22 protein-coding genes and 6 tRNA genes are annotated in these 26,263 nt (G+C 37.7%); 6 read left to right on the forward strand and 22 right to left on the reverse strand.

Translation table 11 applies throughout. From position 1 onward, the window contains the following. Positions 1–22 precede the first annotated feature (22 nt). The 5 genes from C7390_RS11860 to C7390_RS11880 form a co-directional block, all read right to left on the reverse strand. Positions 23–1,354 carry an ATP-binding protein gene (locus tag C7390_RS11860; protein ID WP_055306926.1) on the reverse strand — a complete coding sequence of 444 codons (1,332 nt, stop codon included), beginning with the start codon at positions 1,352–1,354 and terminating at the stop codon, positions 23–25. Positions 1,355–1,427: 73 nt separating this feature from the next. Further along, entirely contained in the window at positions 1,428–1,610 is a 183-nt protein-coding gene (locus tag C7390_RS11865; RefSeq protein WP_116444246.1) for a hypothetical protein, read from the reverse strand. Between the two features lie 117 nt (positions 1,611–1,727). Next, positions 1,728–4,022 (reverse strand): xanthine dehydrogenase family protein molybdopterin-binding subunit, encoded by a 2,295-nt coding sequence (locus C7390_RS11870; RefSeq protein WP_116444247.1) that lies wholly within the window; start codon positions 4,020–4,022, stop codon positions 1,728–1,730. Next, positions 4,022–4,525, reverse strand: a complete 504-nt coding sequence (locus tag C7390_RS11875) for a (2Fe-2S)-binding protein (protein WP_055176768.1) — start codon at positions 4,523–4,525, stop codon at positions 4,022–4,024. The genes C7390_RS11870 and C7390_RS11875 overlap by 1 nt, the downstream gene beginning before the upstream one ends. A gap of 88 nt (positions 4,526–4,613) precedes the next feature. Then, the gene (locus C7390_RS11880) at positions 4,614–5,405 is read right to left on the reverse strand and encodes an FAD binding domain-containing protein (RefSeq protein ID WP_116444248.1); all 792 of its coding nucleotides are present in this window, start codon (positions 5,403–5,405) and stop codon (positions 4,614–4,616) included. A 238-nt stretch (positions 5,406–5,643) separates the two neighbouring features. Between C7390_RS11880 and C7390_RS11885 the strand changes: the two genes are divergently transcribed. The 4 genes from C7390_RS11885 to C7390_RS11900 all read left to right on the forward strand — a co-directional run bounded on the left by C7390_RS11885 (position 5,644) and on the right by C7390_RS11900 (position 9,856). Next, a complete protein-coding gene (locus C7390_RS11885) occupies positions 5,644–6,711 on the forward strand; it encodes an ABC transporter substrate-binding protein (protein ID WP_116444249.1) in 1,068 nt (355 codons plus the stop codon). 9 nt (positions 6,712–6,720) lie between these two features. Next, on the forward strand, positions 6,721–7,722 hold the full coding sequence (locus C7390_RS11890) for a FecCD family ABC transporter permease (protein ID WP_090140934.1): 1,002 nt from the start codon (positions 6,721–6,723) through the stop codon (positions 7,720–7,722). After that, complete coding sequence (locus C7390_RS11895; protein WP_055176756.1) at positions 7,722–8,519, forward strand: ABC transporter ATP-binding protein; 798 nt, start codon at positions 7,722–7,724, stop codon at positions 8,517–8,519. Before C7390_RS11890 ends, C7390_RS11895 begins: the two co-directional genes overlap by 1 nt. A gap of 92 nt (positions 8,520–8,611) precedes the next feature. Further along, positions 8,612–9,856: an NTP transferase domain-containing protein gene (locus C7390_RS11900; RefSeq protein ID WP_116444250.1), complete on the forward strand. Its 1,245-nt coding sequence runs from the start codon at positions 8,612–8,614 to the stop codon at positions 9,854–9,856. Positions 9,857–9,866: 10 nt separating this feature from the next. Here the strand turns inward: C7390_RS11900 and C7390_RS11905 are convergent, their stop codons facing one another. After that, positions 9,867–11,330, reverse strand: coding sequence for a uracil-xanthine permease family protein (locus C7390_RS11905; protein ID WP_082421648.1), 1,464 nt, complete (start codon positions 11,328–11,330; stop codon positions 9,867–9,869). A 122-nt stretch (positions 11,331–11,452) separates the two neighbouring features. Further along, complete coding sequence (locus C7390_RS11910; protein WP_318295690.1) at positions 11,453–12,469, reverse strand: sugar kinase; 1,017 nt, start codon at positions 12,467–12,469, stop codon at positions 11,453–11,455. A gap of 240 nt (positions 12,470–12,709) precedes the next feature. Between C7390_RS11910 and C7390_RS11915 the strand changes: the two genes are divergently transcribed. Further along, complete coding sequence (locus tag C7390_RS11915) at positions 12,710–13,147, forward strand: MarR family winged helix-turn-helix transcriptional regulator (RefSeq protein ID WP_055176747.1); 438 nt, start codon at positions 12,710–12,712, stop codon at positions 13,145–13,147. Positions 13,148–13,335: 188 nt separating this feature from the next. Here the strand turns inward: C7390_RS11915 and C7390_RS11920 are convergent, their stop codons facing one another. Continuing rightward, positions 13,336–15,702 carry a YhgE/Pip domain-containing protein gene (locus tag C7390_RS11920; RefSeq protein WP_116444252.1) on the reverse strand — a complete coding sequence of 789 codons (2,367 nt, stop codon included), beginning with the start codon at positions 15,700–15,702 and terminating at the stop codon, positions 13,336–13,338. Between the two features lie 87 nt (positions 15,703–15,789). Continuing rightward, positions 15,790–17,877, reverse strand: coding sequence for an efflux RND transporter permease subunit (locus C7390_RS11925; RefSeq protein WP_055176741.1), 2,088 nt, complete (start codon positions 17,875–17,877; stop codon positions 15,790–15,792). A 276-nt stretch (positions 17,878–18,153) separates the two neighbouring features. On the opposite strand from C7390_RS11925, the gene C7390_RS11930 reads away from it, so the two are divergent. Then, on the forward strand, positions 18,154–18,789 hold the full coding sequence (locus tag C7390_RS11930; RefSeq protein ID WP_055306935.1) for a TetR/AcrR family transcriptional regulator: 636 nt from the start codon (positions 18,154–18,156) through the stop codon (positions 18,787–18,789). Between the two features lie 173 nt (positions 18,790–18,962). On the opposite strand, the gene rsmI is transcribed toward C7390_RS11930, so the two are convergent. From rsmI to C7390_RS11995, 13 genes are all read right to left on the reverse strand, one after another. Continuing rightward, positions 18,963–19,886: a 16S rRNA (cytidine(1402)-2'-O)-methyltransferase gene (rsmI, locus tag C7390_RS11935; RefSeq protein WP_116444253.1), complete on the reverse strand. Its 924-nt coding sequence runs from the start codon at positions 19,884–19,886 to the stop codon at positions 18,963–18,965. Positions 19,887–19,909: 23 nt separating this feature from the next. After that, positions 19,910–20,662, reverse strand: a complete 753-nt coding sequence (locus tag C7390_RS11940; protein WP_242854161.1) for a tRNA1(Val) (adenine(37)-N6)-methyltransferase — start codon at positions 20,660–20,662, stop codon at positions 19,910–19,912. Further along, positions 20,652–21,563 (reverse strand): PSP1 domain-containing protein, encoded by a 912-nt coding sequence (locus C7390_RS11945; RefSeq protein ID WP_055176736.1) that lies wholly within the window; start codon positions 21,561–21,563, stop codon positions 20,652–20,654. Before C7390_RS11945 ends, C7390_RS11940 begins: the two co-directional genes overlap by 11 nt. Before the next feature lie 65 nt (positions 21,564–21,628). Next, the gene (locus tag C7390_RS11950) at positions 21,629–22,624 is read right to left on the reverse strand and encodes a DNA polymerase III subunit (protein ID WP_116444254.1); all 996 of its coding nucleotides are present in this window, start codon (positions 22,622–22,624) and stop codon (positions 21,629–21,631) included. A 14-nt stretch (positions 22,625–22,638) separates the two neighbouring features. Next, a complete protein-coding gene (locus tag C7390_RS11955) occupies positions 22,639–23,079 on the reverse strand; it encodes a YaaR family protein (RefSeq protein ID WP_022501530.1) in 441 nt (146 codons plus the stop codon). A gap of 88 nt (positions 23,080–23,167) precedes the next feature. Next, complete coding sequence (locus tag C7390_RS11960; RefSeq protein ID WP_055176729.1) at positions 23,168–23,764, reverse strand: nucleoside/nucleotide kinase family protein; 597 nt, start codon at positions 23,762–23,764, stop codon at positions 23,168–23,170. Continuing rightward, complete coding sequence (locus C7390_RS11965) at positions 23,752–25,374, reverse strand: aminotransferase class I/II-fold pyridoxal phosphate-dependent enzyme (RefSeq protein WP_116444255.1); 1,623 nt, start codon at positions 25,372–25,374, stop codon at positions 23,752–23,754. Before C7390_RS11965 ends, C7390_RS11960 begins: the two co-directional genes overlap by 13 nt. 94 nt (positions 25,375–25,468) lie before the next feature. Then, positions 25,469–25,541: transfer RNA gene (locus C7390_RS11970), tRNA-Phe, on the reverse strand. 4 nt (positions 25,542–25,545) lie between these two features. After that, positions 25,546–25,619 (reverse strand) — tRNA-Met (locus tag C7390_RS11975). A gap of 47 nt (positions 25,620–25,666) precedes the next feature. Beyond that, positions 25,667–25,748: transfer RNA gene (locus tag C7390_RS11980), tRNA-Tyr, on the reverse strand. A 60-nt stretch (positions 25,749–25,808) separates the two neighbouring features. Continuing rightward, positions 25,809–25,880: transfer RNA gene (locus tag C7390_RS11985), tRNA-Thr, on the reverse strand. A gap of 7 nt (positions 25,881–25,887) precedes the next feature. Further along, positions 25,888–25,960 (reverse strand) — tRNA-Val (locus tag C7390_RS11990). 31 nt (positions 25,961–25,991) lie between these two features. Then, a tRNA-Asp gene (locus C7390_RS11995) sits at positions 25,992–26,065 on the reverse strand. Positions 26,066–26,263 lie beyond the last annotated feature (198 nt).

Genomic DNA, 26,263 nt, shown 5'->3' on the forward strand with positions numbered 1-26,263 from the left:
TTTTATAATGTAAAATAGTCATCTACTTTATGAGAAATGGCATTAAATAAAATGGTTTCAGCATTAAATTTTCTTCTTTTCCAACATCTTTTTGTGATATTAAATATATCTTACTTACATTCTTTGAAAATTTTTTATAAAACTGTTTTATAGATTCGTGCTTTCCTGCCCCTGATGACTTAATTTCAAAGGCATTTACTTTACTTCCCTCAGAAATCAGAAAGTCAACCTCATAATAATGTGTGCTTTTGTCTTTTTCCCAAGTGTGATAATAAAGTTCCCTTCCCGCTGCTGTAATCATCTGTGCAATAAGATTCTCATATAAATAGCCAAGATTAGCTGGCAGCTTATCAGAAAGCAGCTTCGCATATACATTATTTTCTGTGACTGGACGGTCTATAAACATTAATGTAATAAATAATCCAGTATCCGACAGATACAATTTATAACTGTCAAAGTCCTTTGTATCTGTCAGGCTTACCCTTGGATCAGTTGAATTATAACAAGGTAAGACAGTCTTTGAATCAATCAGCTCATACAATAATTCTTCTGTTTTTGAATTATTCTTCTTTCCTATTGCCGCAGTAATCCTGTATTTTTTTGAATCCTTTGCAAGTTGTGCCGGAATTGAGTGATATAACGCAGAGATTCTTCCAGAACCATCAATCTTTTTAAAATCTTCTTCATACAATGATATAATCTGTCTTTTGACCATATCAATTTCCGAGAAATTCTTACCCTCTATATAAGCTTCAACTGCCTGAGGCATACCACCTACTGCCATATATATTCTTAAATCTCTCATCAGTTTACGATTAGTTGGCTGTCCAATAGCCTTACCTGTATTGTATATCTGACAAAGAAGTTCATAGTTTCCCCCCGTTGCATCACAGAACTCCTGATAATCCATTGGATACACCTGTATTTTCATTTCCTCCGATGGAATTAAAATATCCTTTACATTTTTCTTTATGGATATTAGTGAACCAGTTTCCAGATAACTGTATCTTCCATCTGCAACAAGATGTTTTATTGCCTGTCTTGCTTTCGGGAATAGCTGGACTTCATCAAATATAATCAGCGATTTATGCTCATATAATGTTATACCTGTTTCCGCCTGCAATCTTAAAAAAAATATATTTAGATTTGCTATATCATCAAAACACTCCAATATATTAGCTGTTGCTTTTGAAAAATCAATAAGAATACACGAGTCATATTCATTTTCTCCAAAGCTTTGGGCGATTGTAGACTTACCAACTCGTCTCGCCCCCTCTAACAACACCGCATATTTATCCGAATACTTTTCCTTCCATTCTAACAATCTACTATATACTTTTCTTTTAAAATTCATAGTCTTCCCCTTTCAGAACTATACTATATCATTGTCATTATTCTTTACCGTGCTAAAAGCACCCCTGATTTCTTTATATAATACATATTATAATATAACTTTCTTCAATATTATTATCTCTTATTTTGACCGTTTCTTCAAGATTATTTTCACTCATTTTGCCCATTTCTTCAAAGTTGTTTTGGCGTATTTTGTCCGTTTCTTCAAGATTATTTTTGCTTATTATGACTGTTTCTTCAAAACTATTTTCACTCATTTTGTCCATTTCTTCAAGCTTTTACTTTATTTATAAACATAAAAAACAGCACGACCATTCCCTTTATCCAGAAATAAATCGTGCCATCTTATCTTTTATCTTATCTTTGTTATAATCCTAATTATTCTCTGCCCTCGCCATCGCAATCTGCTCCGGTGTTATAGGCAGCTCATAGAACCTCTTTCCTGCTGCGTGGCTTAGTGCATCTGTCACAGCCGGAAGTGGTGTATTTATTACAACCTCTCCTATTGACTTAGCACCAAATGGCCCAGCATTCTCAAAGCTGCTTTCAAACTCAACATTAATATGTCCAATATCCATCCTTGATGGTATCTTATATTGCAGGAATGAGTTCTCATAAAGCTTTCCCTTATCAGAATATGTGATATTTTCAGACATTGCCATACCAATTCCCTGAAGGATTCCGCCTTCTGCCTGTACTCTTGCAAGATTAGGATTAACCGGTGTTCCACAGTCAACGCATGCATCATATTCTACAACCCTGCTTTCGCCTGTAACAAGGTCAACTTCAACCTCAGCTGCACCTACCATAAATGGTGGTGGTGAAATAGGTGATGTATGTGTATTAGTAACAGAAAGTGCCATATCATTGCCACACATAGAAGCTGTTGCTATATCACAAAGACTTACTGATGCACCCTTGTGCTCTCCAGCCTCACAGCTTACACAGCTTCCGTCAAATGTAACCTCACTCTTATCACAGCCTATAAGCTTTGCTCCAAGACTTTCGATTCTGTTTCTTAGCTCTAAGGCACAGTTCTCAACAGCCTTTCCGGTAACATATGTTGTACTTGATGCATATGATCCTGAATCATAAGGTGATATATCAGTATCAGCACCGAATACACTTATGTCATCAGTACTGCACTCAAGCACCTCCGCAGCAATCTGTGCAAGTATTGTATCACAGCCTGTTCCCATATCAGCAGCACCGATATTCATTGTATACACACCCTCATCATTAAGCTTAAGTGTGGCACTTCCCACATCCACACCTGATATACCAGAGCCCTGCATAGCCATACCCATTCCGACAAAACGTGCCTTCGTATCAGATATCTTTCTCATAGGATACTTCTCATCCCATTTAATCATCTCTTTAACCTTTGCTAAGCATCTGTCAAGCGCACAGCTTGTATTTACCTGACCATAGTAAGCAGGCATTACATCGCCCTCCTTAACTATGTTTTTAAATCTTATTTCAAAAGGATCCATATGCAGCTTATCAGCAAGCTCATTTACAGCAGATTCAACCGCAAAAAGTCCCTGTGTGGCACCATAGCCTCTGTATGCCCCTGCTGACATAACATTCGTGTATACAACATCACTTACAAAGCGGAATGCCTCCGCCTTTCCATATAACGGTATTGACTTGTGTCCTGAAAGACCTACTGTCGTTGGTCCATGCTCCCCATAAGCTCCTGTGTTAGACAGAGTATATAAATCTATTCCTTTTACGATACCATCCTTAGTTGCACCGAGCCTTACATGCATCTGCATCTCATGTCTTGGAGATGAAGCTGATAATGACTCTTCCCTTGAGAATATAATCATAGCTGGCTTCTTAGTCTTCCATGTGACAAATGCCGGATATATTTCTGAAACTGAGGTCTGCTTTGCGCCAAAACCACCACCTATTCTAGGCTTTGTAACACGTATCTTTGATGGAGATATTCCAAGTGCGTGTGATATGATTCTTCTGCAATGAAATACTATCTGTGTAGAGCTTACAACATGAAGTCTTCCATAAGTATCGATTGTACAGAATGTCCTGAAGGTCTCCATCATACTCTGCTGGCATGCCTTTGTATGATATGTCCTGTCAATTACAATATCACAGCTCTCAAGCACCTTATCTATATCACCATTACTGCACTCATCATGTGCGCATAGGTTTCTTTTATTATCAGCTCCGACAGGACACAATGCTTCCCAGTTATCCTCCGGATGGACAAGTATCTCATTGTCCTTTGCCTTTGTAAAGTCAAGCACTGGCTCAAGTACCTCATACTCTGCCTTAATAAGCTTCATTGCCTTATCAACACAACGCTCATCCACTCCCGCAACAATCGCAACCGGATCACCTATGAATCTTACATGTTTATCAAGAAGAAGCCTGTCATAAGGACTTGGCTCAGGATACGTCTGACCAGCACAGGTGAAACGCTTCATATTCTGGTCAACATCCTTATATGTATATATTGCCTCTATTCCAGGTACCTTCATTGCAATATCTGTATTAATGCTCTTAACATATGCGTTGGCATATGGTGAACGCAGAAGCTTTACAACAAGACAATCCTTTGGTGCAATATCATCTGTATATACCGGTTTTCCAAGAAGCAACTCCATTGCATCCTTTTTTCTTACTGCTTTATTAACTGACTTCATTACTTCACCTCCTCTGCTATATTTTCTTTATTTTCCATACTGGCTTCCTTAGCCTTTTTTACCCTGAGGTAATCCAGAATTCCTCTTAACTGGCCTTCATACCCTGAACATCTGCACAGATTTCCAGAAAGGAATTCCTTTATCTCATCTTCATCAGGATAAGGATTCTCCCTAAAGAGTGCAATAGCATTCATAACAAAGCCCGGATTACAGAAGCCACACTGCTCTGCCCCCTGGTCAGCTATAAATGTAACGAATTCTGCGGCCTCCTCCTGTAAACCTTCAAGCGTTGTAACGCTGCATTTATCTGCTCTTACAGCAAGAACCGAACATGAAAGCACTGGTTTATCGTTAAGAAATACCGTACACAGTCCGCAGTTAGAAGTCTCACAGCCACATTTTACACTATAACAGCCATGCTCCCTCACGAAATCATAAAGAGTCATATCGCAGGCAACATCTGCCTTGACTGACTTTCCATTTAACTTAATATCTACTAACATATATTCTCCAATCCATACACTAATAAATCGATATATAAACAAATCTATATAAATAATACCTCAGCTATTAATAATCAATAACTAATTATTAATTATTTACAACCCTTAATGCTCTCTTGGTAAGCTCTTCTGCCAGATGACTTCTGTATTCAGCACTTCCACGCATATTACTCTCTGTAGAAACATTTTCCCTTACATATCTGGCGAAGCTCTCTATAGTCTCATCATTTACTCCGCCCTTAAGAATACCTTCCTTATCTTCAACAATAACAGCTCTTCCCGGTCTTGCACCTATGCATATATTATATTCACCCGAACCGCTAAAGCCCACGCCAGCACAGGTAAGAACCGGAAGGTCTGTTTCTGTTATTCTTACTGCCTCATAAAACATCTTGACTGGCTTTTTCTTAACTATAATGCTTACAATAATATCCCTGTCATAGCTTTTTGCCGCATACTCCTTTAGGGAAACTATTCCACCCTTATATAATTCAACGTATGAATCAAGTCCAATTAATAATGTAAGAACATCAGAAAATCCATATCTTCCATATATGCTTCCACCAACTGTTGCAAGATTTCTAAACTGCACGCCAACTATATGCCTTAGTGCTTCCTTAGCGCAGCCATTCGTATACTCATTAAACCCCTTATGGTTTTCCAACTGTCTTAGTGATGTCATACATCCAATCTTAAATTCTTCATCTGTCTCTTCAATCTTATCAAGTCCCAGTCCTGACATGTCAATCGCGGTATTGATTCTGTTATCACCCATACGCATCCACATCATGCCGCCGACAATTCTGTTAGCCTTCTTCTGGTTAAGCTCGTAGGCCTCTTCAATACTTTCTACTTTCTTATAATTCTGTATATTAAGCATAAAAACTCCTCATTTTGATCATACTTATGCCAGAAATAAAAGTCATGCTGTGCAGCTCAAACAACATTTAACCTCTTTCCTGACCGTTTCTTAATTACATCATAATATAACTATACTGACTTGTAAAAGCCTTGTCAATCTGATAAAATTCATTCGCACATATCTTTTAACCATTACTATCAGATATATTCTGATCAACATAAATTAGTGTGCCAAAAAAGTAGAAATGAGGATATTTATGAAGAAATTTAAAAGATTAACCGCTTTAGTTCTTGCAGTGCTCATGCTTATATCAACTGTAGCATGTGGCAGTTCTGCTGCAAACGACAGTACTACACAGGCTGCTTCAACATCAGCCTTTGATGTCATGTCACAATTCAACGAGGTAAGCACAAGCTACCCTCTTACTGTTACCGACCAGGCAGGACGAACAGTAACTTTTGAAAAAGCACCTGAAAAGATTGCTTCATCTTACTATATCTCTACAAGTCTTCTCCTTGCACTTGGATTAAAGGATAAGCTTGTGGGAATCGAAGCTAAGGCTAATACACGAAACATCTATAAGCTTGCAGCTCCATCCATTGTAAGTCTCCCTAATATGGGAACAGCTAAGGAATTCAACACAGAAGCCTGTGTTGCAGCAGCACCTGATGTTGTATTCCTTCCTATGAAGTTAAAAAAAGCTGCAGATACACTTGAAGGTCTTGGTATCAAGGCTGTTGTTGTTAATCCTGAGGATGCAACGCTCCTTAAGGAATGTATAACACTTGTTGGTAAAATAACTAACACAATCGGACGCTCTGATGCACTTAACAATTCTATCGATACATTTTTAGCTGATAATAAAGCCAAGCTTGCAGGTGAGAGCACTCCTTTAGTATATCTTGCGGGCAACAGCTCTGTTCTTTCAACAGCCGGAAGCAAGATGTATCAGAACACATTACTTAGCAATGCAGGCGGAAAGAATGCAGCCTCTGAGCTTACAGATACTTACTGGGCAAATGTTTCATATGAACAGCTTCTTGCCTGGAACCCTGATTACATTATAATAGCTGCCGATGCAACTTACTCAGTAGATGACGTTATAAATGATGCTAATCTTGCAGACTGCAATGCTGTTAAGAATAAAAAGGTTGTAAAACTTCCTGGTGATATAGAAGCATGGGATTCACCTGTACCAGCAAGCTTCTTAGGAAGCATATATATTGCCTCTGTTCTTCATCCAGAAAAGGTTACTAAGGATTTCTATGAAGAATGTGTAACTAAATTCTATGAAAGCTTTTATGGATTCACACCTGCTAAATAAGGATGATTTATGTTCAAAAATACTTCTAATTACCGGAACAAAATTATACTTTTATCAGTCATACAGGTACTGCTTCTTATAGTAGTACTTGTATGGTCTGTCATTACCGGACAGTATCCACTCACATTAAAGAGCTTACTGTCTGGTGATACTATGTCTATTATGGTCTTTAAAAGGCTCAGGCTTCCCCGCGCCCTTATGGGTGTTATAGGTGGTTTTGGGCTTTCAATATCAGGTTATATATATCAGCTTATATTTAAAAACCCTCTGGCATCTCCCGATATCGTTGGCGTTTCCTCCGGTGCAAGTGCCGGTGCTGCTCTTGCAATAGTCGCAGTTTCTGCTTCTGTTCCAGTCATCTCCATATCTGCTTTTATCGGAGCTGTTACAGCACTCATAATAACTCTGCTTACGGCTTATCTTGTCCCTGGCAGAAACAGTTATACTATCGTGCTTGCCGGTATAGCTATTCATTCTGTGGCACAGACTATACTTATGTTTCTAAAGCTTGCTGCAGATCCTGAAAAACAACTTGCTTCAATCGAATACTGGATTATGGGAAGCCTTAATGGTATTTCAAGAGACAGCCTTGCTATTCCATTTCTCACGACACTTACCGGCTTTATTATAATGGCTTTGTTATACAGACAGATTCTCATTCTCTCTACAAGTGAAGAGGAAGCTGTATCACTAGGTGTACATGTAACAAGTCTGCGTTTTATCATATTAATGCTTGCTACATTAGTAGTATCATCAATAATATGTGTTACGGGGCTTATAAGCTTTATCGGACTTATCGCACCTCATATTGCCAGACTTCTTACAAAGCGTAATGACATATTTACATACATAACAAGTGGCTTCACAGGAGCTATTTTACTGACACTTGCTGATATACTGGCAAGAAGTGTATCCCCATCAGAGCTGCCAGTCAGTATATTTACCTCACTTCTTGGTGCTCCACTGCTTATCATTCTGCTTATCAGAGCTAATAAAAAGGAGGCGTTATGATGTCCGATTTATTCAATAATACATTTTCCGCAGACGGAATATCAGTATATTACGGCAGCACCTGTGCGGTTGATAACGTAAGCTTTGACCTTATGCCTGGACAGCTTAATGCTGTTATTGGCAATAACGGCTGTGGTAAAACCTCTCTTATTAAGGCCATCATGGGACTTATAAAACACAACGGAAAATGTCAGCTTAATGAACACTTACTTGAAAACCTCTCTGTTAAAAAAAAGGCACAGCTCATAAGCTACATTCCCCAAAGAAACAATCTTACTATAAGCATGACCGTCAGGGATGTATGTCTGCTTGGCTTCAATCCTCATATGCACATACTTGGAGGCTACACCACAGATATGCTCAGGCGTGTGGATAAAGCTATTGATATGGTTGGACTTAAGGGTTTATACGAATCAGACTTCTTAGCTTTAAGCGAAGGGCAGAAGCAGTTATGTATTCTGGCACGCACCATAATAGAGGCTTCCCCACTGCTTCTTCTCGATGAACCGGATAGTGCACTTGATTTTTCTAACCGTCATCTTCTTATGCAGCACATAAGAAGTATTGTATCCGATGGCAGATGCGCCCTAATGTGTATTCACAGCCCTGAGCTTGCTTTAGAATACTGCGATAATATACTTCTTATGAAGTCTGGGACAATCCTTAGCACCATTAATACACATACAGACTCTCTTGATATTATTAATGAAAAGATGTCTCTTATATATGATAATATTAATGTCATTGAATGTACTGACATTAACCATAAAACCCACCGCGTAGTTGTGGCATTATAGACCTATACCTATACTGCGTATAAATGTCTATTCTCACCAGACACACATACGTTATAAAATCATTTAGTGAAACGAGGTGACTTATTTATTCTATGGATAATTGTTATTTAGATGCTTTGGCTGTAATTACATTTTTTAAGATGTCAGATAAAAAACATCTTTTTATTACGGGAGACCGGGGAAGTGGCAAATCATATCTGTTAAACAACATTTTAAACCAGCTTGAAGAAACTATGGATATGTCTGATTTTTTCAATTTCAATTATCTGATAAGCCGCAGAACAGACACACCAGAAGTTGTTATTAAATCCAATCTTATAGATGATGGAAAAGAATATGTGATTGGCAGACCACGTACACTCACTCCTGTTTCCCCTAAAAAAGGCAACAACATGACCTCCGTAGAGGATGGCTTTATTAACTGCGCCTGTCCTGCCATTATGAAGCATCTTATGACCTCTGCTGATAGTGTATTTGTTATTGACGAGCTTGGTTATCTGGAAAGCTCCTGTATCCCTTTTCAGGAGAACATTAAAAGTCTTCTTGATAACTCACGCGTATTAGCGGTCATCAGAAAACAATCCACAGAATTTCTTGACAGTATTAAAAGCAGATCTGATGTACTTTTAATCGATATTGATAATACCTTCAGCTCTATTTCGTGCATTATTATGGCATCCGGTATGTCAAAAAGATTCGGTACCAACAAGCTTTTAGCCTCCTTCAACAACAACACTCTCTTTGAAAATGCGATAAATATAAGCCACTTTGTAAGCTTTGGTAAAACTCTTGCCGTAACCCGTCATGATGAGCTTGTACAGATATGTGAACGGGAACATATACATTGCATTAAACACAATATGCCTTACAGAAATGATATGGTACGTCTTGGTGTTTCACGTATTCTAAAGGAAACTAACAGACACAAAAGCTGCTGCACCCAAGGGATATTATTTCTTCCATCAGACCAGCCGCTTATCACTAAGACAAGCCTTCAGCTGCTGTGCCTTTTATTTATTTACTACAACAGCAGTTATTTTGCTTGTAACAGCACAGATAAATCCAGCAATGCCAATAATAATTATTTCAATAATAATAATATTAATAATAATAATAAGATATGCCGGCTTGCCTTCAACGAAAACGCAGGCGCACCAGTAATATTTCCTGAGTGCTATTATAATGAGCTCCTTACACTTCCACAGGGCAAGGGTGGCGGCTTTATTGCAAAAAAACATCCTGCACAGGTTGTTTTAGTTCCTGCACAGGATGAATATGAATTATATGATATTGATACTCCTGATGACCTTATTCGTCTTTCCCGGTATCTTCGCTAATTGCTGTACCTTATTTAGTTACAGCCTTTTCCTTTATTGTTGCTGCTTCTTCTGAAACAACTTCTTTAACCGTTTCCTCAGCTTTATCCTTAGGAAGAATTATGTTAAGTAATATTGCTACAAATGCTGCTGGAACAATACCAGACTCACCAAACATAAGCTGTACTGCCTGTGGTGTATGTGCAAGGATTGCAGGGCTTACACCCATACCATAGCCTACACCAAGTGCAACCGATACAATAGAAAGCCTTCTTGCATCAAGCGGCTCCTTAGTGATAAGCTGGATACCACTTACAATAATTGATGAGAACATCATAACTGCCGCACCACCAAGTACTGACTGTGGCATGATTGATATTAATGCTCCAAGCTTAGGAATAAGACCACATAATATAAGGAATACAGCACCAGATGCAAGTGCAATTCTGTTAACAACCTTAGTCATTGCAACAAGGCCAACATTCTGGCTGAATGATGTATTAGGAAGCACACCGAAAAGTGCTGCAAGCGATGAACCTAAACCATCACACATAACTCCGCCTGAAAGTTCTTTATCTGTCGCTTCTCTTCCTACTCCACCGACCATAACACCTGATATATCTCCAACAGTTTCTACTGCTGTTACAACAAACATAACAAGCACAGGAAGTATTGCTCTTAAGTCAAACACTGGCTTAACTGGCATGAACTTAGGAATCGCAATCCACTTAGCTTCTGCAACCTTATTCCAGTTAAGTACCCATGACTTAGTATATTCAACTCCCTCAGCATTAACTGCTGTATGTGGAAGCACACAGCCCATAATAGCTGCTACAATATAACCAACTATAATTCCAATCAGTATAGATGATGAACTAAGATATCCCTTTGTCCAGTGCTTAACGAATAATATAACAATAAGCACAACAAACGCCAGAAACAGATTCTCTAATGAGCCAAAGTCTTTAGCCCCGTTTCCACCACCGAATGAATTGATACCAACAGAAATAAGTGACAGTCCAATAGAAAGCACAACAGTTCCTGTTACAACTGATGGGAAAAATCTTCTTAAAGGCTTAATAAATGCACCAAGCACAGTTTCAAAAAGACCACCTATAATGGATGCTCCCATAATTGCACCATAGGCTAATACTCCGCCTCCCATAACCTTTGTTATACTGCTGAATACTCCGATAAATCCAGAGCTTGTACCCATAATAATAGGCACCTTGCCTCCAACAGGTCCAATTGAAAACAACTGTATAAGTGTTACAATACCAGCTATAATCATAGCATTCTGTAAAAGTGCAACCTGAATAGATGCATACTCACTTCCTGCTCCAATACCACAGGCTCCTGTAATAATAAGCAACGGTGTAAGATTTCCTACAAACATCGCCATAACGTGCTGAAGTCCAAGTGGTATCGCCTGTTTTAATGAAAGCTTTCCATTAAAATCATATGCCTCCGGCATAAGTTCTTTTATTTTTTTCATATATCCTCCGGTATATTAACCATAATCTATCTGTTATTAATCTCATATGAAGAAGGTCTAGGGAAAATCATTATTCAAGTACTGATTTTCCTTAGACCTTCCTTCTGTATGACCTACGCTTATTATCTCTGCACATCAAATGAAGCATTATTCATAAGTCGTTTAATCTGGTCAACGCTTGTGATGTTAGTATCGCCGCGGATAGCGTGCTTCATTACTGAAGAAGCTACTGCGAAATTGACGATATCTTCGTGCTTCCAGTCATTCTGCATAAGAGCATAGATAAGACCAGAAGAGAATGCATCTCCACCACCAACACGGTCAACAATCTCAAAATTGAGTGTCTTGCTTTCGTAAGTCTTTCCGTCAGCATAGTAGAAAGCCTTAAGAGAGTTATTACTTCCTGAATGAACATAACGTACTGTTCTTGCAATTGCTTTCATATGGTACTGCTCATCAATAGCCTTGAATACTCTGTCCATATCCTCAAATGATGGATCCATAGTAAGGCCGTCCTTAACATCTGTACCATCTGCATTGTATACATGGATAGGCTCAATACCTATAAGTACATCTACATATGGAAGATATCTGCTGAGTACATCCCTTGCTGTTTCAAAAGACCATAATGTACTTCTGAAATTAGGATCAAAGCTTACCGTAAGTCCAAGCTTCTTAGCTGCCTTGATAGCCTTATCTATAAGACAACGGCAGTTATATGAAAGAGCTGGTGTGATGCCACTTAAATGTAACCAGTCATAATCCTTTAAGATGTTCTCAAAATCTACATCCTTATAATCATATTCAGCAAATGCTGAGCTTCCTCTATCATATATTACCTGTGAAGGTCTTACTGAAACACCTTCTTCAAGGTAATAAAGTCCCATTCTTCCGTCAGACTTGATAATGTGCTTAGTGTGTACATCATTAGCCTTAAGGTAGTTGATACAAGACTTACCAAGGTCTGTGTTAGGTAATACTGTAAAAAATGTTGAATCTACACCAAGGTTAGCGAGTGAAACTGCTACGTTGGCTTCTGCTCCACCATAGTTAACTATGAAATTGTGGGTTGTAACTATCTTCTCATAGTTAGGTGGTGACAATCTTAACATCAATTCGCCAATTGCTATGAACTTCATACGTGCCTCCATCTATCATTAAACTTTAAACCTGATATTAAGTAATATTTTATGGCAATAATCTGTACTTTTATTGCTCTATATTGTCAAAATAATACTCCATTTAATGATACTACTTATCCTATAAAATTGCAAATTGTATTTAACGCATTAACTCATAAATACCGCAGTATTTTGTTGCATTAACACACCATTTCATTGTATAATTAAAAATATTTTGAAGCGAGGAAAGTAATACCTATGGACATTTACGAATCATTGAACTCTATTTTAGTAACTTTATTCAATGATATAATGAACATTGAAGAAAAGGCTTTAATTACAGATGAATTTTCTGACATCACAGTTACTGATATGCACATAATTGAAGCTATCGGAATTAAAGAGCCACGCACTATGGGAACAATATCCAAGGCCTTAGGCGTGACTATGGGAACTCTTACAGTCGGCATTAACGGACTTGTTAAAAAGGGATATGTAATAAGGACAAGAAGTGAAGAAGACCGCCGTGTCGTATATGCTTCCCTCACACCAAAGGGTAATGCGGCATACACTCACCATATGAGATTTCATCGGGATATGATTAAACATATAACTGACGATTTAAGCGAAGATGAAGCCGCCGTACTTATTAAGACATTTACAAGGCTTGAAGATTATTTTAAAAGCATATCATAGCATTTATAATGTCTATGTAATTATATTAACATATAGCTATGCTGTCTAACAGCGTAACCTATAACACACTGACTGCATAGTAAAATCCCCACAGATATGAACTTCTGTGGGGATTTTTTGAAAGATTATTAATCTTTCCGCCGACCTGGCCGGCATAATTTATATATGAGAGTTTTGGAAAAGTAAGCTTATTTAGTTAATTCAGCTGTCTTATATATAAATGTTACTGAATTGTCCTTACCATCTGATTTACCAAGGAATGTGTTGTAATTCTGACCAAGCTTGATTACTTCCTTGATTGTATCTACTGCTGTATCAGCATCATCTCCAACAAGACTTGTAATAGCCTTAATACCTGTCTCATTGAATTCTGCCATACCATCTTTAAGTGTTATAGCACCATCATTAAGCTGTGTTACGCCATCTGCTAAAGTTACAGAAGATGACTTAAGTGTTGATGTTCCATCAGCAAGCTGTGTAGAACCACTTCTTAAAGCTTCATTGTTAGAATTAAGTGTGCTGAAACCACCAGCTATCTGTTCAATACCACCGTTAAGTGCATCATTATTGTCGTTAAGCTGTGCAAGTCCTGCACTTATCTGTGCTATACCACCATTAAGTGTATCATTGTTATCGCTAAGCTGTGCAAGTCCTGCGCTTATCTGTGCTATACCACCATTAAGTGTATCATTGTTACCACTAAGCTGTGCAAGTCCTGCATTAAGCTGTGATGCACCTGCGTTAAGTGTATCGTTATTCTTAACAAGTTCACCAAGTCCGTCTGTTAATGACTGGCTTCCTTCTGTAAGCTGCTTTAATGCTGCATTAATAGTTTCATTATTGCTAAGATTGCTAACAACTGCATCTAATGCACTTGAAGCCCCTATATTACCAGCAGCCTTAATAAGTAGTCCTAACTGGTTAACATATACATAATCCTTTGAACCAGCCTGTGATACCTGTGGAGAATATGGCTTACCGCTTGTCATAGCTTCTGTATATGTCTCTGTTATTATATTAGTTGTATAAGCTGTAAGATACTTTACAAAATAAGCTGATATATCTGTTGCTGCCTCACTACTGCTCTTCTTACCCAGATCACTAAGGTCTGTTGCTATAGTTACATCACTAAGACCTAATGCTGTTCCTAATTTCTGTAAATCAGCTGCCTGCTCCATAACAGTCTTTCCTGTTGAGTCTGCTACAGAATTCATCTTATAAGCTGTTGAATTAGCTGCAAGTTCCTTAACAACATTTCCAATAAGTGCTGTCTTAATGCTCTTTATTCCTTCATTTAATTGTGAAGCTCCTGCCTCTGCACTAGCAACACCATCTGTATAAGCCTTTAAACCTGTCTGTAATGAAACTGCACCTGCTGCCGCACTGGCAACACCGCCTGTATATGTTGAAAGACCACTCTGTAATGTGCCTGAACCTGCATTAAGTGCTCCTACACCATCAGTATAAGTCTTTAAACCTGACTGTAACTGTCCTGCACCTGCACCAAGCTGGTTAGCTCCTGCTGTGTATGCACTGATACCATCCTTAAGCTGTCCTGCACCTGCTGCCAGAGCTGTAGCACCATCTGTATAAGCATAGATACCATCTTTAAGCTGGCTTGCACCATCATTTAACTGGTTCACGCCATCTGTAAGTGCTGGAATACTGTCAGAAAGTGTCTGTGTACCATTCTGGAGAGTAACTGTTCCATCTGTAAGCTGGTCAGCTGCTGACTGAAGCTCATTCATCTTATCTTCAAGCTTAGCAAGTGAGAAATCATCTGTATCTATATCATTAAGTGTGCTTGTTGTAGCAACTGACATAGACATATCAAGCTCGAAATCCTCTACATCTGCTGATATTTCAAAGTATTCTGGAATATCCATATCAAGGCTTTCACCATCAAACTTAAGGTTTAAAGTATTCTTTAAGCCTGGCATAGCCATACCAAGTGCAATGATATTATCGCCAACCTTGCTTACCTTGCCGTTAGTAACTTCTACATTACTGAACTTATCTGTTGGAAGAAGTGTTCCTGTAATCATAGTAAATGGAACATAAGCTATCTGTGACTTTCCATTAACTGTTATATTCTTCTTCTCATTGTTAGTATAGTCATATCTGATAGTAACCTTACCACTCTTGCCAATCATATCTTCTGGCTTAGTTTCAACACCATTTAACTTGTAAGTAACCTTTATTGAAACAGGAGCAGTCTTATCAGATGTGCTCTGGTTAGTTGTTGTTTCGCCCTTAGAATCAGTAACCTTTTCTGTTACAAGAACGTGATCCTGAGTTCCGTCTGCCTTATCAAATACATATACCATCTCGTCTCTTGTATTTGTCTTTAATGTACTTGTATTTGATATTGAAAGCTCGTTCTTAATAGCATTTGTTATAATATTCTCTGTATTAGAAGCAGCCTCACTGCTTATTGCAACCTCACTGCCTGTCTGATTATATGCTGTGCTAGTGCCACAGCCTGTAAGTGTTGAAGCAATAAGAACAACACTTAATAATACTGAACTATATTTAAATAAAGTCTTCTTAACCATAACTATTCCTCCATTTTCTTACTTCCTGATATATTCTTATATCTGTTACGGCATATACACCTTTGACCCGTTCATACATCTTTCTGATTACATATCCTGATTCTTCTTAGGCTTAAATCCTATACTTGTATTGATAATGAGCTTATCACATAATACAAACAATGATGGAAGTATGAAGATAACTACGAACATACTTATAATTGCACCACGCGCCATAAGTGTACAAAGCGAACCAATCATATCAACTGAAGCTATACATCCAACACCAAATGTTGCGGCAAAGAAACCAAGCGCACTAACAATAATTGATGGTATTGATGTTGAAAGAGCTATCTGGATTGCTTCCTTCTTAGCGTATCCCTGGCTTCTTTCCTTCTTATATCTTGTTGTCATAAGAATAGCATAATCGACTGTTGCACCAAGCTGGATAGTACCGATAACTACTGATGCAATAAATGGTATCTGTGTATGCGTAAAATATGGAATACCCATATTAACAAAGATAGCAAATTCGATTGCTGAAACAAGTATAATTGGAAGCGATATTGATTTAAGTACGAACAGGATAATAACAAATATAGCTACTATTGATACCGCACTGACTGTCTTAAAGTCCTTATCTGTTATAGTGATAAGATCCTTGGTACAAGGAGCTTCACCAACTACCATTGCCTTAGAATCGTAAGACTTTACAATATCATTCACCTTACTAATCTGATTGTTAATTTCATCTGATGCTATTTTGTAATCTGTAGCAATCATCATTATCTGATAATCTTCACCCTTAAGCTCTGATACTGTCTTAGCCGGTAAGAATTCCTGTGGAATACCAGACTTAAGTGCTGTGTCAAGTCCGAGTGCGAACTGTACACCGTCTACATCACCTAACTTATCAAGCATTTCGTTAGCTGTATCTGTAGACATACTAGAGTCAGCAAGTATCATATAGATTGAATTCATATCAAAGTTTTCTTCCAGCTTCTTATTAGCCTGTGAGCAGGCAAGGTCATCTGGAAGTGTATCAGACAAATCATAATATACTGATGTATGATTCTGTCCATATATAGCAGGTCCTAATAATACAACAAAGACAATTACAAATATCCATGAGTGGTTTACTATAAATGTAGCAAGCTTATCGAAGTTTGGCATAATCTCACGATGCATTGTCTTCTCTAATGCCCTGTCAAATGTAAGTATCAATGATGGAAGGATTGTTACACAACCGATAACACCGAATACAACACCCTTTGCCATAACGATACCAAGGTCAAGACCAAGTGTGAAGCTCATAAAGCAAAGTGCAATGAAACCTGCAACTGTTGTTATAGAAGAACCAACTACGGATGTAAGTGTATTACTAATGGCAACTGCCATCGCTTCCTTGTGGTCATCCGGATATATTTCCTTCATTTCCTTGTAGCTGTGCCATAAGAAGATTGAATAATCCAGTGTAACACCTAACTGAAGTACAGCCGCAAGAGCTTTAGTTATATATGAAACCTCACCTAATAAAATGTTAGAACCCAAGTTGTATACAATTGCCATTCCTATACTTATCATAAAGAATACTGGTACAAGAAATGAATCCATAAATATAGCAAGCACGATACATACAAGAACTACTGCTATAAGTACATAAAGTGGTGTCTCTTTCTCCGAAAGATTCTTAGTATCCGTAACTACTGCTGACATACCACTTATAAAGGCCTGACCCTCTGTCTGCTCTCTTATCTGTATGATAGCATTCATAGTATCATCACTTGAAGTTGTATTATCGAAGAATATTGCAAATAAAGTTGTATCTGTGCTGTCATTCTCGAAATACTTTCTGAATTTTGATGGAACAATCTCAGATGGAACATCTTCACCAACTATTCCTGTGTAAGAAATAACCTGTGCAACGTGGTCTACATTCTCTACCTTCTTAATAAGTCTGTCAGTAGACTTCGTATCCATATTCTGGACAACGACCATCGCGTATGCACCCTTATTGAAGTCATCCATAAGAATGTCCTGACCCTGCATAGTCTCTATCTCATTCGGAAGATAATACAGAATATCGTAATTAACTCTTGTATTAAAGTATCCGATTGCAGATGGAATAAGAAGCAGGAAACTCAGAATAAGAATTGGAATTCTGAGTTTAACAATTACTTTTCCAAACTTTTCCATAACTCGCCTCATTTCTACGTCTGCGACGTAATTTTACTTTGATTGGACTGATAACCTCTCAATAATTAATAACTCTCTTAATTAATTACATTTATTATCAATTCAATACATATGACCGTGATCTCTCAAATATGACTTTTGGTCATTTTCTTTGCAAGTGTTATTCTAGCACAAAATGACTAAAAGTCATTTTTTTATAGATTTTTTATTTTCAACATGGTAGAATATTAATTGACAGAACAACTAATATTATGCCTGCATTAGATTGGAGATTTTATGGGAAAACTTGAGAACAACAAACAACAGAAAAGGACTTCCCTCTTAGATACAGCTTTTAAGCTCTTTACAACGCAGGGTGTTTCCAAGACATCAATTGCCGAGATTTCACAGAAAGCTGGAATTGCCAAGGGAACTTTTTATCTGTATTTCAAAGATAAATATGATATAAGAAATAAGCTCGTTTCTCACGAGGCAAGCAAGCTCTTTAAAAATGCAGTGAGTGCATTAGAGCTTCATATAAAAGAACAGCAGATTAATGACCATTCGTTTACAATTACATTTACTGAGGAGATTATATTTATTGCTGACCACATAATTAATGTGCTTAACACCAACCAGACACTTCTTACATTTATATCAAAGAACCTGTCGTGGGGAATATTTAAAGAGGCTCTTACAACCAATGTCGCTGATGACGACATTAATTTTAAAGATATCTACTATGAAATGCTTGAAGACTCTGGTCTTAACCTCAACGAGCCCGAGATTATGCTGTTTATGATTGTCGAGCTTATAAGCTCAACATGCTACAGCTCAATCCTTTACAAAGAACCAGCTGATATTGACAGGCTCAAGCCTTACCTTTATAAGGCCATTAAGGCAATTATCAATGAACATACAATAGAAGATTAGAAGATAAGAAATCCCCTTCCTTACCAGAAATATTATCTGACAAAGAAGGGGATTTGTACCACTCCACCTATAATTTTAAAATTTACTCTTAAATTTATTTTAGCTAAGACTCTCTTTTAATCACTCTTTTATATAAGTTTTTAACATTTGTGTAACATTTTTTCTTTTAAGAACTAATTTCCCAGAAGCTTATTATATATATCCCTCTTAGATACGCCCCTGTCCCTGGCTGCTGCCTTCATAGCCTCTTTTTTATCAAGTCCCTGTGCTATATACATATCAACGTGTTCCTGCTCAGACATAGTAAGCCACTGTGCCTGTGCTTCCTCTTTAAGCTCATTTCTGTCTTTTCCAGCAATTACAAGAACATACTCGCCCCTTGGCTGGTTATTCTCATAATAACTGCACGCCTCTGCAAGCGTTGTAACCATACTATTCTCATAGCGTTTGGTAAGTTCCTTGCATATAGTAACTGCCCTGCTTCCTCCTAACACCTCAGAAAGCTCTTTAAGTGTCTTTAAAAGCCTGTGTGGAGCTTCGTATATAATCATTGTTCTTGTTTCATCTTCAAGTTCTTTTAATATGTCTTTACGCTCATTCTTGTCCGCCGGAAGAAATGCTTCAAATGCAAAACGTCTTGTTGCCTGTCCCGACATTGTAAGTGCCGTTATACACGCTGCCGCACCAGGAACTGATGATACCTTAATTCCTGATGCAAGTGCCTGCCTTACAAGCTCCTCTCCCGGGTCAGATATTCCAGGTGTTCCAGCATCAGTTATTACAGCGACTGACATTCCTTTAAGCATCTTCTCAACAAGCACCTTTGCCTTATCATACTTGTTATATTCATGATAGCTTGTCATCGGCGTATTAATCTCAAAATGATTAAGCAGCTTTATGCTGTTTCTCGTATCCTCCGCCGCAATAATATCAACTTCCTTTAATATCCTTAACACCCTGAACGTAATATCCTCAAGATTACCAATCGGAGTTGCACACAAATATAACTGCCCAACTCCGCTATTATTATGAGAGCCATTAAATTCTTCATGTGCCTGCACACTATCATAATCAATATCTGTAATATTATCTTCCATACTGCTCCTCTCTTAAATTCATACTAATTGTACATTTTTAAAAGTTCTTCCGTGTAACTTCCATCGCTATTGTATACAATAAGTGGTTCTTCCACTATAAGCTGTGAACGTCCGCCCTTTACCGCCTCTATAAGCACCATATTAGCTGGCTTATCTATATGCGGATACACAAGCCTTATACGCTTTGGCTCAAGGTGGTTATTCTTCATAGAAGTAAATATATCTACAAGTCTTGATGGTCTGTGAACCATATACATATGTCCCTTAACCTTAAGGCACTTTGAAGCTTCCCTTACAACGTCCTCAAGACTGCATAGAAGCTCGTGTCTTGCGATTGCCTTGGCACTCTCAGGATTAACAATTCCGTGATTTTCATTCATATATGGTGGATTGCTTGTAACCACATTAAAAGAAGCCCCACCTAAAATATGTGAAGCTTCTTTAATATCACCTTTTACAATATTAACCTTGTCTGACAGACTATTAAGTTCAACATTTCTGACAGCAAGGTCATAACTGATATCCTGAATTTCCAAGCCTGTATACATACTGCCTGGATTTTTCGCCTGCATAAGAATTGGTATTACACCATTTCCAGTACCCATATCAAGCACCTTCTGGTTCTTTCCGGCCTTCGCAAATGTAGACAACAACACAGCATCCATTCCAAAACAGAACACATCTGTATTCTGGATTAGTCTGAGATTATCCCTGCATAAGTCATCAATTCTCTCATTGGCATTAATACCTGCATTAATCTTAGCATCAGTCATCATTAATATGGGCTTTTCCTTCCTTTTTCTCAAGCTCTTCGAGTTCTTTTAACTCTTTATCATCTATATTCATTCTGTCGTTTCTTCTCTTAGGCTTAAATCTAAGCTCAGCAACAGGATACTCTCTTATCTCTTTCTCATCTCCATCAAGTGTGACAATTACCTTAACAAGCTGTCTTAACACATTAACGCTTGATACCTCACCCTTTAACTTCTCAGGTGTAGTAACATAATCTCCCACATTAGGAAGGTTGCTGTTAAGCTCCTCGTAAGTTTCCTGCTCATTCTTAAGACAGCACATAAGTCTTCCACACACACCCGATATCTTTGATGGATTAAGCGATAAATTCTGTTCCTTTGCCATCTTAATTGACACTGGTATGAACTCTGGCATATATGTTGCACAGCACAATGGTCTTCCACAAGAACCAATTCCGCCTAATATCTTAGTTTCATCTCTTACACCAATCTGACGAAGTTCAATTCTTGTCTTAAATACTGCTGCCAGATCCTTTACAAGCTCTCTGAAATCAATTCTTCCATCCGCTGTAAAGTAGAACAATACTTTATTATTGTCAAATGTATACTCAACCTTTATAAGCTTCATTTCAAGATTATGCTTCTTAATCTTCTCAAGACATATCTTATACGCTTCTTTTTCCTTTTCCCTGTTCTTAGCTTCCCTTTCATCATCATCAGGTGTCGATATTCTGATAATAGCCTTAAGCGGCTGTACAACTGCTGAATCCTCAACCTCTCTTTCACCAAGAACAACGTGGCCATACTCAATTCCTCTTGCTGTTTCAACAATAACGTGCTGACCAACCTCAACATTATACTGTCCCGGTGCAAAGAAATATATTTTGCCCACCTGCCTGAATCTAACACCAACAACTTTAGTCATCTATTTTTAATCTCCAATCCTGCCAAATATTAATTCCTAACATCAGCCAATTATTCACTAACTGCCTACATATCCTCTTTCATAGCCATAATAAGAAGTTCTATGCATAAGTCAAAATTAACATTGGCCTTAAGTCTTACCTTTACTTTATCTATAGAATTAAGTATATCCTGAATTCCTTCGTATGACATAACCTCAGCCTGCGATTTGATAAGCGAAATCTCATCACTAAATATTAGATAATTCGTATCATTGGTACTCTTAAACATAAGCACGTCCCTGAACCACATAGCCATAAGATCAAGATAATCGTCTATTGTAAGCTTGTAATTAGTCACATCTTTAACAACTGCCATTATGTCTGCCGCCGTCATATCCTTCACATTCTTGATAACGTGCATAACATTATTCTTTAAATGTGCGAATTCCGTACCTTCTATAATAGTCTTAGCACGTCCAATCTTACCCTGTGCAAAATCAGCCGCAAACTTACGTTCATATTCTGACACGTCATAGTTATCCTTAAGATAATCCATAACTACGCTTTCCTTTAATGGCTTTAAATCAAGAAGCACACATCTTGATATAATAGTCTGTAAGAAAATGTCTGCGTTAGTCGTAAGAAATATAACAATACCATACGCTGGTGGCTCTTCTATAGTCTTAAGAAGTGCATTCTGTGCCTGCACTGTAAGCTTCTCAGCCTCATCTATAATGTATATCTTATAACGGCTTGAGTATGGTTTAATAAGCATATCTGATATTATCTGATCTCTTACATCATCTACACCTATACTTGCAGGCTTCTCGTGTCGTACCCATATTATATCAGGCTGATTGCCTGACTCTGTCTGTATACAGGAATGACATTTATTACAAGGCTTATTATTGCCTTCTGCCTCACACTGTAATGCTTTTGCAAATATCTTGGCAATCATCTTCTTTCCAGCACCAAGCCCTCCATTGATAATGTAAGCGTGTGATACCTTATCTAATTTAATTGCGTTCTGTAAATGCTCTTTAATTGTATCGTATCCATAAATATCTGAAAATGTGCTCATTATATACTCCAATCTTATGCTGATATATCAAGCAATAAACCCCTGATATCATCAATTCTTCCTACAATCTCAAGATGATTTTTCTCTTCTTTAACAAGTTCTCCTGCCAGCTCATCAAGATTCTTATCCACAAGTTTAACAATACCATATACTCTGTGTCTGCCTCGTCTATCAAGAAAGTTCTCTCTTGAGAACTTATGGGAACGGTTAACAACCTCATTAAGAAACCCCTTAACAAGCTCCCTGTACTTTCGCATATCCTTAATATCCATATGCTTTGCAATCTTCTCACCCTGCTCAGTAATCTGTTCCATCATACTGCCAAGCTTTTCCTGAAGATCCTTTTCTTCTATATTACTAATAAGAGTAAACTTAAAACTACTGTCCGTACTCTCTGTATTCTTCACCTGCTGAACTGAAGATGATGTCTGTATATCATTAATCTTTATATCCATAACTTTACTCTCTTTCGTGTCCACCATCATATAATTGTATCATATAAATATCATTAATACAATTCAAGCCAACTCACTCTTACTGCATTTATAAAAGCTGCTGTTTAATTGCCTCTTTGATGTCCCTTATACAATCCTCTATTGTTCCATCGTTGCTAAATCTCTGATTAATTCCGGCTTCCTTAATCTTTTCCTCCGAAAAATCTTTACTGTCTGCAAGAAAACGCCTGCACATTTCCTCATACTGTGGTACTTCCTGCTTCTGTTCCCTGTTGATAGCTCTCATAAGCCTTATTCCATCATCGACTTCTATATATATCGGTAATATTGCATCTTTTCCAAAGTATGCACAAAATTTATTGTAAGCCTCAATAGTACCTATAACAATGTACTTGTCACCGCTTCCAAGCCTGATCTGCCCATCATCAACTGTAAAATACTTCCACTCTCCATACACTGTGTTATATATCCGCATCTCTATTACTTTATCCGCCGCTTCAAGCTCCAATGCCTTCTCATTATCTACATAATAATACTCTACACCTTCTTTTTCTCCAGCTCTCATAGGTCTTGTTGTATACATAATAACAGTCTTAAGATTTAGCTCCTTATCACCAACTAAAGCCTTAAATATATTATCTTTACCACTTGAACTTTTTCCCATTAAAAATGCTATCTCAGGCATAACAAAGCTCCTTCTTTTACACCTACAACCTCCAGACCTGCCTCACCGGCCGCCTGAAGTATTGCAATAATCTTTCGTGTAATAACCTCTCCCGGACATAATATCGGTATTCCCGGTGGATATACATACACTGACTCTCCACTTATCTTACCATATATCTTCTCATTATTCATCTGAATTTCATCACAACCTGATAAATCACGCCTGTTAAATGCTTGTGCAATTGTCAACGCCTGCTCATCCCTGAAATCAGCAACATTTATCTTATTACCATTATCCTCATCATTAATTAAAATCTCATCTTTACTTCTATTATTATATTTACTCCTACTCTCATCTATTTCTTCGTCTATCTCCTTTAATGCCGCAAGAACTCTATTATCTAATTCTTCGTCTATCTCTTTTAATGCCGCAAGAAATCTATCATAATACTCCTGCGAGTCAAATATTGATGTCATCGCTATCACATACTTTATAGATGACATTTCAAGCTGGATTTTATATTTATAAAATAAAGTGTCATATAACCATTTTGCATCTTTATATCCTAATACAAGCTTTGATATGTCGTCTGTATTTATTAACCTGATGTGCTTTAATTCTGACAATCCATTTCTTAAAATAGTGAGCTTATCAACATATTCAGCAAATAATTTATCACCGTCATTCTTAACAATGCTTAAGCTTCTTGCTATGGAAGACATTAATATATACGATGGGCTTGTCGACTGGTATATATTCCAATACCTTCTTATGCGTTCTACATCAACTATTCCATAATTAATATGCATAATCGCTGTCTGTGTAAGCGATGGAAGTGTCTTATGCACACTGTTAATTACTATATCAGCTCCACACTTAACTGCTGACTGTGGAAAGCTTTCCGAGAAATTAAAATGTGCACCATGAGCCTCATCAACAATCAATGGAATATTATATTGATGAAGATACTCTGCTATTGATTTAATATCAGATACATTTCCCTCATAAGTTGGTGATGTAAGTATCACGGCTTTAATATCATTTCTGTCATGGTCTGAGCTGTATTTATCCACAATGTCCTTAATTTCTTTTAATGTTATCCCCTTATAATACCCATATTCCTCATCATATTCTGGATAAATATACACAGGATTCAGTTCATTGAGGATAACTGCATTATAAACTGATATATGACAGTTTCTTGCCATTATAACAACATCATTTTTATGGGTAACTCCGCATATTGCCGACATATTACCTGCAGTGCTTCCATTTACCAGATACCAGCTCTCATCAGCTCCATAAAGCTCCGCCGCCTCATCAAACGCATCTTTAATAATAGTTTCGGCATTGTGCATATTATCAAAACCATTAATCTCCGTTATATCTTTCTCATATGGATTTCCCATATCACCCATATATAACTCAATTAATTCTTTATTTCTCTTAGCCCCCGGCATATGCATAGGTACTATATTTTCATCTTTATATTTATCTAACTTAGACAATATATCATTATATTTAACATTCGGTTTAATGCCTGAATTTTTATTTGTAGTTCCTGTTTTATCCGATTTTCCCGTTTTATCTAAATTCATCTTTATACTCTTATCTCCATTCCAATTCATTGTTACACTCTCATCTTTTATTTACTGTTATTTATTATTGGGATACAAAAAAACCATAGATACTACATAACGTAATACCTATGGTATAAATAAGTGCCTAGAACCGGAATCGAACCAGTGACACGAGGATTTTCAGTCCTCTGCTCTACCGACTGAGCTATCTAGGCAAAGTAGCGGGGACAGGATTTGAACCTGTGACCTTCGGGTTATGAGCCCGACGAGCTTCCGAGCTGCTCTACCCCGCGTCATCTATAACTATTGTATTCATATATGATGAAGATTATTCATCAAATGGGCGGAGAAGGATTCGAACCTTCGAAGGCAGTGCCAGCAGATTTACAGTCTGTCCCCTTTGGCCACTCGGGAATCCACCCATATAAAATTAAATTAACAATAACCCTAGCCTTCCAACCAAGATATTATTGTTAATAAAAAGCCGACAGTCGGAGTCGAACCAACAACCTGCTGATTACAAATCAGCTGCTCTGCCATTGAGCCATGTCGGCATATAAATGGGACCTACAGGGCTCGAACCTGTGACCCTCTGCTTGTAAGGCAGATGCTCTCCCAGCTGAGCTAAGATCCCATATCAAATACCTACAATATATAATTGTAAACGACCCGGATGGGGTTCGAACCCACGACCTCCGCCGTGACAGGGCGGCGCTCTAACCAGCTGAGCCACCAGGCCATTCTTATAGATTACTATAAGTAAAGGATTGCTCCTTCAAAACTGCACATTAAATATATCTTATACATCCGTATCCTGTCAAGCACTTTCGTACTTTCCTTAAGAATAACTCTCTTTGTTCTATCCAAACCTTAACCTCTTTCGGTTAAGCCCTCGACCTATTAGTACAGATCAGCTCCATATGTCACCACACTTCCA

This window comes from Bacteroides galacturonicus, from assembly GCF_003096855.1.
Lineage (GTDB): Bacteria > Bacillota > Clostridia > Lachnospirales > Lachnospiraceae > Lachnospira > Lachnospira rogosae.

What these genes read in the sequence shown, in the direction of transcription:
- C7390_RS11925 (WP_055176741.1), bottom strand. Translation starts at nt 17,877, where the DNA reads ATGGAAAAGTTTGGAAAAGTAATTGTTAAACTCAGAATTCCAATTCTT.
- C7390_RS11965 (WP_116444255.1), bottom strand. Translation starts at nt 25,374, where the DNA reads ATGAATTGGAATGGAGATAAGAGTATAAAGATGAATTTAGATAAAACG.
- C7390_RS11910 (WP_318295690.1), bottom strand. Translation starts at nt 12,469, where the DNA reads ATGAAGTTCATAGCAATTGGCGAATTGATGTTAAGATTGTCACCACCT.
- C7390_RS11955 (WP_022501530.1), bottom strand. Translation starts at nt 23,079, where the DNA reads ATGGATATAAAGATTAATGATATACAGACATCATCTTCAGTTCAGCAG.
- rsmI (WP_116444253.1), bottom strand. Translation starts at nt 19,886, where the DNA reads ATGGAAGATAATATTACAGATATTGATTATGATAGTGTGCAGGCACAT.
- C7390_RS11885 (WP_116444249.1), top strand. Translation starts at nt 5,644, where the DNA reads ATGAAGAAATTTAAAAGATTAACCGCTTTAGTTCTTGCAGTGCTCATG.
- C7390_RS11930 (WP_055306935.1), top strand. Translation starts at nt 18,154, where the DNA reads ATGGGAAAACTTGAGAACAACAAACAACAGAAAAGGACTTCCCTCTTA.
- C7390_RS11905 (WP_082421648.1), bottom strand. Translation starts at nt 11,330, where the DNA reads ATGAAAAAAATAAAAGAACTTATGCCGGAGGCATATGATTTTAATGGA.
- C7390_RS11920 (WP_116444252.1), bottom strand. Translation starts at nt 15,702, where the DNA reads ATGGTTAAGAAGACTTTATTTAAATATAGTTCAGTATTATTAAGTGTT.
- C7390_RS11880 (WP_116444248.1), bottom strand. Translation starts at nt 5,405, where the DNA reads ATGCTTAATATACAGAATTATAAGAAAGTAGAAAGTATTGAAGAGGCC.
- C7390_RS11860 (WP_055306926.1), bottom strand. Translation starts at nt 1,354, where the DNA reads ATGAATTTTAAAAGAAAAGTATATAGTAGATTGTTAGAATGGAAGGAA.
- C7390_RS11960 (WP_055176729.1), bottom strand. Translation starts at nt 23,764, where the DNA reads ATGCCTGAGATAGCATTTTTAATGGGAAAAAGTTCAAGTGGTAAAGAT.
- C7390_RS11900 (WP_116444250.1), top strand. Translation starts at nt 8,612, where the DNA reads ATGGATAATTGTTATTTAGATGCTTTGGCTGTAATTACATTTTTTAAG.
- C7390_RS11895 (WP_055176756.1), top strand. Translation starts at nt 7,722, where the DNA reads ATGTCCGATTTATTCAATAATACATTTTCCGCAGACGGAATATCAGTA.
- C7390_RS11890 (WP_090140934.1), top strand. Translation starts at nt 6,721, where the DNA reads ATGTTCAAAAATACTTCTAATTACCGGAACAAAATTATACTTTTATCA.
- C7390_RS11870 (WP_116444247.1), bottom strand. Translation starts at nt 4,022, where the DNA reads ATGAAGTCAGTTAATAAAGCAGTAAGAAAAAAGGATGCAATGGAGTTG.
- C7390_RS11865 (WP_116444246.1), bottom strand. Translation starts at nt 1,610, where the DNA reads ATGAGTGAAAATAGTTTTGAAGAAACAGTCATAATAAGCAAAAATAAT.
- C7390_RS11945 (WP_055176736.1), bottom strand. Translation starts at nt 21,563, where the DNA reads ATGACTAAAGTTGTTGGTGTTAGATTCAGGCAGGTGGGCAAAATATAT.
- C7390_RS11875 (WP_055176768.1), bottom strand. Translation starts at nt 4,525, where the DNA reads ATGTTAGTAGATATTAAGTTAAATGGAAAGTCAGTCAAGGCAGATGTT.
- C7390_RS11950 (WP_116444254.1), bottom strand. Translation starts at nt 22,624, where the DNA reads ATGAGCACATTTTCAGATATTTATGGATACGATACAATTAAAGAGCAT.
- C7390_RS11915 (WP_055176747.1), top strand. Translation starts at nt 12,710, where the DNA reads ATGGACATTTACGAATCATTGAACTCTATTTTAGTAACTTTATTCAAT.
- C7390_RS11940 (WP_242854161.1), bottom strand. Translation starts at nt 20,662, where the DNA reads ATGATGACTGATGCTAAGATTAATGCAGGTATTAATGCCAATGAGAGA.